The sequence below is a fragment of the Pseudoduganella sp. OTU4001 genome, from assembly GCF_038440195.1.
Classification (GTDB): domain Bacteria; phylum Pseudomonadota; class Gammaproteobacteria; order Burkholderiales; family Burkholderiaceae_D; genus Rugamonas.
Genome location: NZ_JASATG010000001.1, coordinates 326,427 through 337,730 on the forward strand (window position 1 = coordinate 326,427; position 11,304 = coordinate 337,730).

Annotated in this window: 7 protein-coding genes; 1 reads left to right on the forward strand and 6 read right to left on the reverse strand. The window is 65.5% G+C overall.

Annotated elements, in window-relative coordinates; genetic code table 11:
* Nucleotides 1–5: 5 nt before the first annotated feature.
* The 6 genes from moaE to AAHE99_RS01490 all read right to left on the reverse strand — a co-directional run bounded on the left by moaE (nt 6) and on the right by AAHE99_RS01490 (nt 8,423).
* Nucleotides 6–458, reverse strand: a complete 453-nt coding sequence (moaE, locus tag AAHE99_RS01465) for a molybdopterin synthase catalytic subunit MoaE (RefSeq protein ID WP_342113655.1) — start codon at nt 456–458, stop codon at nt 6–8.
* Nucleotides 455–2,968: a DUF349 domain-containing protein gene (locus tag AAHE99_RS01470; protein WP_342113657.1), complete on the reverse strand. Its 2,514-nt coding sequence runs from the start codon at nt 2,966–2,968 to the stop codon at nt 455–457. The genes moaE and AAHE99_RS01470 overlap by 4 nt, the downstream gene beginning before the upstream one ends.
* A gap of 78 nt (nt 2,969–3,046) precedes the next feature.
* The gene (locus tag AAHE99_RS01475) at nt 3,047–3,634 is read right to left on the reverse strand and encodes a hemerythrin domain-containing protein (protein WP_342113659.1); all 588 of its coding nucleotides are present in this window, start codon (nt 3,632–3,634) and stop codon (nt 3,047–3,049) included.
* A 192-nt stretch (nt 3,635–3,826) separates the two neighbouring features.
* Nucleotides 3,827–6,184 carry a bifunctional acetate--CoA ligase family protein/GNAT family N-acetyltransferase gene (locus AAHE99_RS01480; protein ID WP_342113660.1) on the reverse strand — a complete coding sequence of 786 codons (2,358 nt, stop codon included), beginning with the start codon at nt 6,182–6,184 and terminating at the stop codon, nt 3,827–3,829.
* A gap of 17 nt (nt 6,185–6,201) precedes the next feature.
* Nucleotides 6,202–7,194, reverse strand: a complete 993-nt coding sequence (locus AAHE99_RS01485) for a DUF2804 domain-containing protein (protein ID WP_342113663.1) — start codon at nt 7,192–7,194, stop codon at nt 6,202–6,204.
* On the reverse strand, nt 7,191–8,423 hold the full coding sequence (locus AAHE99_RS01490) for a winged helix-turn-helix domain-containing protein (protein WP_342113665.1): 1,233 nt from the start codon (nt 8,421–8,423) through the stop codon (nt 7,191–7,193). Before AAHE99_RS01490 ends, AAHE99_RS01485 begins: the two co-directional genes overlap by 4 nt.
* A 212-nt stretch (nt 8,424–8,635) precedes the next feature.
* Here AAHE99_RS01490 and AAHE99_RS01495 point away from each other — a divergent pair, with 212 nt between their 5' ends.
* Nucleotides 8,636–11,245: a sensor domain-containing diguanylate cyclase gene (locus AAHE99_RS01495; RefSeq protein WP_342113667.1), complete on the forward strand. Its 2,610-nt coding sequence runs from the start codon at nt 8,636–8,638 to the stop codon at nt 11,243–11,245.
* Nucleotides 11,246–11,304: the final 59 nt, after the last annotated feature.

Consider the following 11,304-nt stretch of genomic DNA (forward strand, 5'->3'; position numbering starts at 1 on the left):
AGTTTTCAAGACCACTTTTTTAAAGCTTCGTCGTCGCTGGTACGGGCATCGACCCAGCGGGCGCCCTCGGGCGTCTGCTCCTTCTTCCAGAACGGCGCCTCGGTTTTGAGATAATCGATAACAAATTCGCAAGCCGAAAAAGCCTCGCCCCGGTGCGGCGAGGTGACTGCCACCAGCACGATCTGGTCCATTGGCTTGAGCGGCCCGACGCGGTGGATGACCAGCGCGCCGTAAATGGGCCAGCGCGTCTTGGCCTGGTCGATGATGGCCTGGATCGACTGCTCAGTCATGCCCGGATAGTGCTCCAGCTCCATCTCAGCGACGGCAGCACCGTCATTCAGGTCACGCACCGTGCCAACGAAGGTGACTATAGCGCCAACTTTGGCGTTTCCGGCGCGCAGTTGTGCCACTTCATGGGACAAGTCAAAGTCCTCGCTCTGGATACGGACGTCGCTCATTTCCCCTCCGCCGCGCCAATCTTGCGGAACAGCTGCTCGATGCGGCTGGCTGTGCGGTCATCCAACAGGGCGGGCATGGCGCACAAGGCAAGGAACTGGGCGGCGTGGCTGGCCGGCTTCTGGCCGGACTTGAGGGACGATTGCAATACTTCTACCTGCATTTTGAGTCGGTCTTTCGCAAATTCCGCGTCGCTGTCGATGCCGGCCACAATTTCCAGGCGCAGCACTGCGGACAGCAGGCGCTGTCGGTTGTTTTCAAGTTGGGCGGCGTAGGCGGCACGGGCAGCGCCCTCCCCGGCGGCTTTCAGCGCGGCGTCGAAGCGGGCGCGCAGGGTGCGTTCCTGCTCATTCGGCAACGCAGGCAAGACTTGCCAGCGCTCGCCCCAGCCGGCGCTGTCGATCTCGCCCGCATCGGCAATGGCGCGTTCCAGCGCCTGCACCAGGCGCAGTTTCTCGCGCATGGCGTTGGCCTGGGCCGCACCGGCGCGCTTGCGGATGGCGTCGGCCTGCGATTGCAGCGCGCCCACGGCGGCGCGGTAGCGCTGGTCGATGCGCTGCTCGCTGGCGCGCGGCACCACGCCGGAAGCATGCCAGGCGCCGGCCGCATCCTTCAGAGCCTTGCCGATGGCGGCCAGCACAGCCTTGTCCTCGCCCTCGAACTTGGCGCTCTCCAGGCCGGCGCAAATGGCTTCGCGCGCGTGCAGGTGGGCCTTGCGTTCATGGTCGGCGGCGTGGGCGTGCTCCTTGCGCTTGGCGAAGATCATGTCGCAGGCGCTGCGGAATTTCTGCCACAGCGCCTGCTCGGTCTTGCGCTCCAGCGGCAAGGCACGCGCGTGGCCCTGCCACGATTCCTGCAGGCCGCGCAGGGTGTCGATGGTGTGGCGGTCGAGCGGGTTCAGTTTGCCCACTTCCTCGATCAGCTGCTCGCGCCGCGCGACTTCGATCTTGCGCTGCGAATCGAGCGGCGCCATCAGGGCGTCCATCGCCTTGCTGAAGGCGGCATCCAGGCGCTTCTTGTCCTTGCGGTCGATGGTGCCGAGGCGGCTCCAGGCCTGGCGCAGGCGCTGCGTGGTGGAAGCCAGGGCGCGCCAGTCATGGGTGTGCGGCAGGTTGCCGGAGGCCGACTCTTCGCGGTCGGCCTGGGCGCCGCCGGCCGCTTCCAGCTGGGCGGCATCCTTCTCGAGCAGGGCGTTGGCTTCATCCACCAGCTGCTGCGCCCTAGCAGCATTCGAGTGGCGTTCGTCGGCCAGATGCTTGAAATGGGCGGCGGCCGGCGCATAGGCGGCAGTACAGGCGGCGTCGAATTTTTCCCACAGCGATTTGGGGGCGGCGCCGGAAACGCCGTCCAGCGACTTCCAGCGTTCGCGCATGCTGCCGACTTTTTTCGCCAGCTCGCTCATGCCCAGGCCTTCGGCCGGCAGTTGTTCGACGGCATGCACCAGTTCCTCGCGCGAGACATTGCCGCCCCAGCGCGCCCAGTCGCCCAGCCGCTTCAGGTCAGCGCGCACATGGGCCAGGCGCTCGGCCTGGGCCGGAGTCAGGCGGCCGGTCTTGCTTTCCTTGAGTGCCTTGTCATGCTCGGCGGCGAGGTGCAACTGGCCTTGCGCCAGGGCCGCTTCCATCGCCTCCACCAGGTCCATGAAGTGGCGGTTGGCTTCCTGTTCGGCCGGTGTCGACTTGTGCTTTTCCCTGGCCGGGCGCGGCATCCGCGCAACAGTGGCGTCCGCGGCCTCGCCGGCCGCTGCTTCCGCGGCCGCTGCTGCGGGCTGGACGGCGCTTGGTTCCGGCGCCGGATTGGCCGGTGCAGCGGCCGCGCTATCGGCACGGGTGGCGCGCTCAGCCGCCAGCGCAGCGTCGAAATCGTTCAACAGGTGGCGCGGCAGCGATCCGCGCTCGGGCGAAGCCAGGTGCGCGGCATGCTCGGCCGCGAGGCGTTCGAACTCGGCCGCATCGGGATGCTTGCGTACGGCGGCCAGCGCATCGATCATGGCGCGCTGCAAGGCAACCTGGGCTTCCAGGCGCTCGCCCAGGGCCTGGCGGACGTGCGCGAACTCGGCCGCCATGGCCGGCGCCGCGTCGATGACTTTCCATTGCCGGTCGAGGTCGGCCACCTGGTTGGGGGTGAGCTTTTCATCCGCCAACAAATGCTGCGCGAGCGCAATACAGGCGCCAGCTTGCTTCTGCTCCGCCTGCGAGTGGCGGATAGCGTCCAGGCGGCCCTGCATCAGTTTGGCCACACGCCGGTCCGAGTTCCGCACCGCGTGCTGGACTTTCTCCAAAGCATCCTGCGACACGACGTGCTCGGCGGCTGCCAGCCGCACGTCGGCAAATTCGCTGTTCAGGATGAGCTCGACCGCAGCGGCCTCGTCGCCCGCCAAATTGCGGGCCAGCTCGGCTTGCGCCGCGCGGCGTTCTGCGGGAGTGCCAAGCGGCGCCTGCGATCCGCCGGCGCTCGACTGCCCGGCAACGCTGGCCTGGCTGGCCTGCTGCTTGAAGAGGAACTCAAACATAGTTGTGCTATGAATGGATCAAAACCACCATCATAGCGCAGCGCCGCCCCAAAGGGCGGCGAATGCAGGCTCAGCGTGTTAAGCCGTGTCTGCAGCGGCGCGATGGGCCGAACGCATGCGCCGGTGGTAGCGCAGCTTCGGCACAGGAACTACGACCTCGTCTTCTTCCCGCAGGGAGGCACGCACCTGGCGGGCTTGGGACAGGGCTTTCCTGTCTTTCTCGGCGGAAGCCGGCGTTCGCCGCGCTTCGACCACTTGAGCGTCATGGGCCAGGAATTTGTTCGCAATATCAAACCATGCTTCGCCGCCGATGGCGTGGCGGGCGATGGCGAACAGTTCCTTTTCCTCTTTCTCCAGGCGCTGCAACAGCACCGTGCAGAACGATTCAATCGATGCGCAGATGTCAGTGACCTGCTGCTCGCTGCGGTCCGTCGCCGTATCGAGTTCGGCCTGCAAGCGGCGGATGACCGACAAGGCGGCCTGGTTCAGGCGGCTCAATTCATCCAGCAACTGGTTGGCCTGTTCGGTAGCGTTCTGCAAGGCAGGGATCAGGTACAGCTCTATCTTACGCCAATGGCAGGCCTGGTACAGGCGTTCCAGGGTTTCACAGGCATATTCAAGCTGGGACAGGGACAGGCGCTGCTGGCGCAGCAGCGTCGATTGCACGTATTTTTGAAACGACAGCAGGCTAAGGCGCACGTTAGCCTGTTCAACGGATAGCGCAACTAGTGTGTATGTGGCCGTTAACATTCTTGCTCCCAAATATCGCTACGCGGAAACGGAAGTACGAGTGTAAATTAGCCCAACGGTTTCGCTTTGACATTCATCAATGTACTGTGTCGTCGCGACCGCCTTTTTTCAATGTTTTTTTATTTCAAGGCGGAGGTCTACCATACCAGCTTCTTGCGACGGCGTCACGATTCCGCCAAATCTGCGCATCAGTTGTTGCATTCCGATATTCTCGGACAACGCTTCGCCCGTAATCTCCTGCGTCCCGCGGCTGCGGAAATAGTCAAGCAATTTCTGGAACAGGATATTTCCCAATCCTTTGCCTTTCAGATCGGAACGCACGATGATCGCGAACTCCGCTTTTTGGTTGTCGGGATCGGCAACCGCCCGTACCACGCCCAGCGTTTCTGGCGCGCCATCGGCCCCGGTGCGCGTCGCGATGAATGCCATGGCGCGGTCGTAATCGATCTGCGTCAGGCGCGCCAGCTGGGTTGGCGGCAACTCTTTCATGGCGGAAAAGAAGCGCAGGCGTACATCGTCCGGCGCCAACTGGCTGAAGAAGCGCACGTGGGCCGGCGCGTCTTCCGGACGGATCGGGCGCAGCAGCAGCGGCCCGCCCTGCCACTGGATTTCCTGCTCCAGCTCGTGCGGATAGGGCCTGATCGCCATCGTGCTTTCGGCACGGCGCGGGCCCAGCGTGGCGCGGGCGGCATGCACTTGCAGCACGCCGTCAACCACGGTCAGCGCATCAATCTCGAGGGCGGCGATCTCGCCGATATCGGCCACCAGTTCCGCCACGTGCACCAGGGCGCCGCACAGGATATCGCGCTCGGCCACCAGCGCGCGGCCGACACCGGTACGCCGCAGCATGTCGCGCGCCAATACCGTATTCAAAGGCGGCAAGCCGACGGCGCGGTCGTCCACCACGCGGCCGGCGCTGCCGCCCAGGCCGACGCTGATGGCAGGACCGAATACCGGGTCGACGTGCATCGCGATGCGGAGCTGCTGCACATCGCCGGCGCTTGCAACGTTTGCCATCGGCAGTCCATACGCCGCCAGTATCGCGGCCAGGTCGGCGCGCCCCAGTTCGTCCGTGCCGGCGGCAAGTGCAGCCACCACCAGGTTGCGCGCGGCCTGGCGCTCCGGCACCGAATGCGCCGGCACCTGGCCCGGCACTTCAATCAACAGGGCCTGGTTGCGCGCATACTGCACCACCTGGCTGTAGGCACGCACTGCTTTCTCCGGCGTGTCGTAGGAAGGCAGGCCGGCATCCGCAAATATCTGCCTTGCCTCCGCCACCGAAGCGCCGCCCAGCCAGCAGGAAAGTACGCTGCGGCCGCTCGCGCGCAGCAGCGGCGCCAGCGCCTGCGCCACGCCGGTACTGTCCGCGGCCGACGATGGCGCGTGCACGATCAGCAGCGCGTCGGCGTCGGGATCAGCCAGCAAGGCGCTGGCCACTTCGGCATGCCGCGCGGCGCCCGCCTCGCCGCCGATATCGATCGGATTGGCGAGCGCTAGCCCGGCCGGCAGTTCGTGGCGCAAGCGCTTGACGGTATCGGGAGAGAATTGCGCCAGCTTGCCATGCACGTATTCCAGCGCATCGGCCGCGAGCTTGCCCGGTCCGCTGCCATTGCTCATGATGGCCAGGCGCGTGCCGCGCGTGGGCCGCGCGCGCGCCACGGTTTCCACCGCGTCGAACAGGTCGGACGACGAATACACGCGCAGCATGCCGGCGCGCCGGATCACGGCGTCGTACACCTTGTCGTCGCCGCTGCGGCCGGCCTTCAGCACCACGACCGGCTTGCCGCGCGCGGCCAGGCGCGCTGCCGAAATGAATTTGCGGGCGCAGGTCACGGCTTCGATGTGCAGCACGATGGCGGCGGTGTCGTCGTCGGCGGCCAGGTAGTCCAGCATGTCGCCCAGGTCGATATCGCCGCCTTCCACCAGCGACACCACGCGCGAGAAGCCGATGCCGTGCTGCTTGCCCCAGTCCAGCACCGCGGACATCACGGCGGCCGATTGCGAAATGAAGGCGGTCTTGCCGGGCTTGGCGCCGCCGTGGGCGGCACTGGCATTCAGGCCCGCCAGCGGCGCTACCAGGCCGATGCCGCCCGGACCCAGGATGCGCAGCAGGTGCGGCCGCGCCGCGCGCATGATCTCCTGGCGGATGCTGTCGCTGACCGGCGTCAGGATGATGGCGCCGCGCGTTCCCTTGGCGCCGAGGTCGGCGATCAGGCCCGCCACCGTATCGGGCGGCGTGCAGATGATGGCCAGGTCGGGCGCGCGCGGCAGCGCCGACAGGCGCGGATAGCAGGGAATGCCGAGCAGCTCGCTGTACTTGGGATTGACCGGCCAGATGGCGCCGGCAAAGCCGCTTTCCGCCATATTGTTCATGACCTGGGTGCCGATGCGGTCCGGCCGCAGCGACGCGCCAAAGATGGCAACGGAGCCGGGCTCGAACAGGCTGTCCATATTCCTTACGCTCATTGCCCTCTCCTTCCCGCTTACCAGCGCGAGTAATGGTCCTCGGTCACCCCGGCGAGCTGGGTGACCATACGTTTGGGTTCATCCGGCCCGCTGCGCACCCAGCCGCTGAAATGGCCGACCGGCTGGATATAGCGGCTGGCGGCCACCAGCAGGTTGCGGTCCTGCTTGCGCGCACCGTCCGGCGTGAAGAACAGCTCCAGCTGGTCGTCTTCGGTGAAGATATGCCAGCGCTGCAGCGGGTCGCCCGGCTCGAAGATGAAGTGCGCAGGGCCCAGCGGCACCACGTCGCCGTCGATCCACAAGGCGTTCTCGTTGGCGCCGAAATAGCCCGATTGCAGGTTGAAGCCCAGTTCCAGGTTGTGCGCCGAGGCCCAGCGCCACGACGTCTCACGCGCCAGCAATCCGTTCGAATAATCGAAGCTGGCCACGCCGCCTGCCAGCTGGTATTCATCGCGGAAGGTGCGCACCTCGCCGGTCAGCGGCATGCCGGGCGACTTCTGCGTGCCGTGCAGGGCGCCGCCCGCCACCGGCCCGGTGGCCAGCAGCAGCGGTGCAATCGGCGGGCCGAACTCGGCGTCGATTTCCATGTAGGGGCAGCGCAGCGTCAGGCGATAGCGTCCACCTTCCAGCGGGTCGATGCTGATCTGGGTGCTGCGCGTACGGAACCAGCTTGGCGCGCCGGCATGGTCGCCCACGCCGACCGACAGGCGGCCCGGCAAGCCGTCCTGCGAGAAGTTGGCCATCATATCGCTGTCGTTGCGGTCGAAGGCGTAGGCGAAGCAGGTGCTGGTCCAGCCCAGGTCGACGATGGCGACGGCGGCCATGACCTGCTCCGACACCAGCGACACGTAATGCCATTTCTTGTGGTGGAAGCGGCGCCACAGGCTGCTGCGCGCATGCTCGCCGGCCAGCAAATGCCAGTCGAATGCTTGCGCCGCGCCGGCAAAGCGGCCCAGCTGCGGCTGGCCGCCGGCGCTGACGACGCGCTCAGGTGCTACCGGCAATCTCATTGTTCCACTCCCTGCATATCCAGTTCTGCTTGCAGCGTGGCTGCGAATTCGGGCGGCTCGCTGGCGGCCGCCTGCACGTGCGGGCAGCCATGCCAGTTGGCCAGGCGCTGGATGGCGGCGGCCACGTCGCGCACAAAGCGCTCCGTCACCCGCACGCCCGGCTCCAGCGCCACGTTTTTCAGTTCGAAGATGCCGCCCTTGCGGTGCGCCTTGGCGTCGATGCGGCCCACCAGCGCGCCGCGGCGCAGGATCGGCAGCGTGAAGTAGCCGTAGCGGCGCTTTTCGGCCGGCGTATAGCACTCCAGCCGGTAGTCGAAATCGAACAGCTCCAGCGCGCGGCGGCGGTCCCACACCACCGGGTCGAACGGCGACAGGATGGTGGTCATGGTTGGCGACAGGCCCCCGTCGGCCGCGGCCTGCGCCAGGTCGGCCAGGTCGGGATGGATGTAGACGGTGTCGTTCCAGCCCTGCACGCGGGCGCGCAGCAGCAAGCCCTCATCAGCCAAGGCCTCCAGGTCGGGGCGCGGCGGCTTGGTGCGGTAATAGTCGGCCACCCAGGCGCTGCGGGCCAGGCCCAGCGCGCGCACGGTTTTCAGGGCCAGTTCGCGGCGTGTCACATCCATATGCGGCATCTGGCTGTCGTCCCAGCCGGGCAGCACGCGCTCGGCCAGGTCGTACACGCGCTGGAAGTTCTGGCGGCGCGCGATCATCAGTTCGCCGGCGGTAAACAGCACTTCCAGCGAGCGCTTCTCCGGCTTCCACTCCCACCAGCCGCCGCCCTTGCCGTCCGTGCGTTCGAAATCGGCCGAACGGACCGGCCCGTTGCTGCGGATATGCTCCAGCACCCGGTCCACGTCGGCGCGCCGCTCGCGCATCCACTGCTCGGAATATTTCCAGCCCATGGCGCCCGGATTGACCATGCGGTGGCGCAGCAGGCGGTAATCCTCGACCGGCACGAAGCAGGCCTCATGCGCCCAGTATTCGAACAGCGAACCTTCGGCCAGGTGCTCCTCCAGCCAAGGCTGGGAATAGTCGCCCAGGCGGCTCCACAGCACCAGGTAAGGGCTGCGCGCCACCACGTGGATGGTATCGATCTGCAGCACGCCCATGCAGCGGATCGCATCCAGCACGTCCGCCTTTTGCGCCTTGCGCCGGCGCGGCTGCAGCAAGCCCTGGGCCGCCAGGTGCAGTGCACGCGCCGCCGCCAGGCTAAGGGTCAATTCGGTCAAGACTCGGTTCCTATAAAAGTGAACGCCTATTCTAATAGCTAATTGACAGTATTTCTTGGCATTTTGCGAACGACGGTGGCCCCGAAGCAGCACCCGGCGGTTTTTTTTCGCCCCGCTGGATGGGTTTGAGTGCAGAATAGGAACGTGACATTTCATACGGACCAGGACAATTGACGCCCCCTGCATCCCCTGCCCGCCAGCTCATGCGCCGCATGTACCGCATGATACTGCTGCCATCCTTCACACTGGTGTTATTGGTGCTGATGTGGGCCAACGTGTTTTATCAACTGGAGCAGGAGGGCGAAAGCGCGCATTACGACGCCGTACAGCATAGCCATTCGCTGGCGCGCACCCTGGCCGAACATTCGGGCCACCTGCTGCGCCAGGCCGACCACGCCACCCAGTTGTTCAAGCTGAAGTTCGAGGAAACCGACGGCGCCCTGCGCCTGCCCGAATTCGTCAAGCGCGGCGGCCTGCTGGATTCCGTCATGCCGGCGCGGCTTGAACTGCCGATCGCGCTGATCGACGCCAATGGCCGCCTGGTGGACAGCATGCACGGCATGTTCCCGCCCAATTCCGCCAACCTGGGATTCTTCAAGACGCTGGCCACCACGGCTGGCGACGCCGCCCTGGTCACCAACCCGATGGTCGATCCCCTGACCAAGAAATGGCAGATCCAGATCGCGCGCCGCCTGGACGACCGGGCCGGCAAGTTCGCCGGCGCCATCGTGCTGATGATCGACCCGGCCTATTTTGTGGAAGATTACGACCGCCTGCACGTGCAGGAAGGCGGCCTGGTGATGCTGATCAGCCGCGATACCGCGCTGGTGACCGGCCGTGTCGATGAAAAACTGTTCATCAGCGATGTCATCGACTACGTGGCGCCGGCCGACCCGATCAACCTGCCCGAAGAACTGCTGCTGAAGACCCCGATCGACAAGATCGACCGCATCTACGGTTTCCGCGACATGCCGCGCTACTCGCTGACTGCCGTGGTGGGGGATGCCAAGGTCCACGCCCTGGCCAAGTTCTATAACCAGCGGCGCCTGTATTTTGCGGTGACCACCGTAGTGTCCATCGTGGTGCTGGCATTCAGTTTCCTGCTCACGCGGCAGGCGCGCCGTCTGCGCGAAAGCATACGCGAATCGACCGAGGCGCGCGAAAAGCTGCATGCGGCGGTCGATGCCAGCCTGGACGCCCTGTTCCTGATCAAGGCCTGCCGCAGCGGCGGCACCGGCGGTGAAATCATGGACTTTACCCTGGCCGACGTGAACGAGCGCGGCGCGCGCACCTTGGGCTACCCAGCCGAGGAAGCGCTGGGCAAGCGCATGGGCGATATGCTGCCGCAGTGGCGTAGCGAAGGCTTTTTCGACAAATGCCTGGGCGTACTGCGCACCGGCGAGCCGTTGGAAGAGGAACTGGAATCGACCTTGTTTGGCGAGTCGTCATGGGTGCGCCACCAGATCGTCGCCATCGAGGACGGCGTGGCGGTCACCGCCCGCAACATCACCGAGCGCAAACGGCAGGAGCTGGCGGTGCGCCGCAACCAGGCCGAACTCCAGGCCGTCAACGACGCCTCCCCGCTTGGCCTGGTGCGCGCCGACGCCGAGGGCAAATGCACTTATGTCAACCGCACCTTCGAGGCGATCACCGGCATGGCGCGCGACGCCGCGCTGGGCGACGGCTGGTTCAGCGCAGTGCATCCGAACGACCGGGAAATGCTGCAAGCCTCGCTGCGCCATCTGACCCAAACCCAGCAAGCGTTCCAGGAAACCCTGCGCTGCGTGCACCCAGACGGCAAGATCGTCTGGACCTCGATCAAGGTGGCGCCGATCGTGATCGATAATGTGATCGGCGGCTATGTCGGCACGCTGGACGACATTACCCTGGTGCGCAAATCGGTGATGGCGCTGCGCGAGAGCGAATCGCGCCTGCGCACCATTGCCGATACGCTGCCGGCCATGATCGCGTATATCGATTTCGAAGAAGTCTACCGCTTCCACAACCTGGCGTATGAGCGCGAGTTCAGCAAGACCGGCCTGCACGTGACCGGCCGCACCGTGCTGGAAACCGTGGGCGAAAAACGCTACGCTGTGCTGCAGCCCTATATTGCGCGTGCGCTGGGCGGCGAGACGCTGACCTTTGAGGAAGACGACGAAAGCGGCGATTACCCGCGTACGTTCGACGTGGTCTACATCCCCCAGCTGGACGAGGACGGCATCACCGTGGTCGGCTTCCACGTGATGCGGCAGGACGTGACGGCGCAAAAACGCGAGAAGCAGCGCCTGCTGCGGCTGTCGCAGGTCGATGCGCTGACCGGGCTGACCAACCGCGCCGGCTTCCTGCAAAAACTGAGCGAAACCATGACCGTTTGCCGCGACAGCGGCAACCTGATGGCGGTGATGTACCTCGATATCGACCGTTTCAAACCGGTCAATGATACCTACGGCCATGCGGTGGGCGATGCCCTGCTCAAGGCCTTCTCGGCGCGGCTGTCCAACACGGTGCGCGCCAGCGATACCGTGGCGCGCCTGGGCGGCGACGAGTTCACCATCATCATGGACCGCATCTCCAAGCCGGAAGATGCCGCCGCCACCGCCTCCAAGATCGTGCATGCCATGCAGCAGCCATTTGAACTGGATGGCGTATTGGCCAATGTCTCGACCAGTATCGGCCTGACTTTCTACCGCGACGAAGACGTCAGCCCGGCGGAATTGCTGAAACGGGCCGACCTGCTGCTGTACGAAGCCAAGCAGGCCGGCCGCAACACCTTCCGCAGCGGTGCGCCGATACCGGAAATGCGCTCCCCGAACGCGGCCTGATAAGGATCAAGACAGCAGCCTGCCGTTTGCGCTATATTTGCGCTTCCCACGCCCAGCTT

Coding starts and splice junctions, on each gene's coding strand:
- AAHE99_RS01485 (WP_342113663.1), bottom strand. CDS start 7,194: ATGAGATTGCCGGTAGCACCTGAGCGCGTCGTCAGCGCCGGCGGCCAG.
- AAHE99_RS01480 (WP_342113660.1), bottom strand. CDS start 6,184: ATGAGCGTAAGGAATATGGACAGCCTGTTCGAGCCCGGCTCCGTTGCC.
- moaE (WP_342113655.1), bottom strand. CDS start 458: ATGAGCGACGTCCGTATCCAGAGCGAGGACTTTGACTTGTCCCATGAA.
- AAHE99_RS01470 (WP_342113657.1), bottom strand. CDS start 2,968: ATGTTTGAGTTCCTCTTCAAGCAGCAGGCCAGCCAGGCCAGCGTTGCC.
- AAHE99_RS01495 (WP_342113667.1), top strand. CDS start 8,636: ATGTACCGCATGATACTGCTGCCATCCTTCACACTGGTGTTATTGGTG.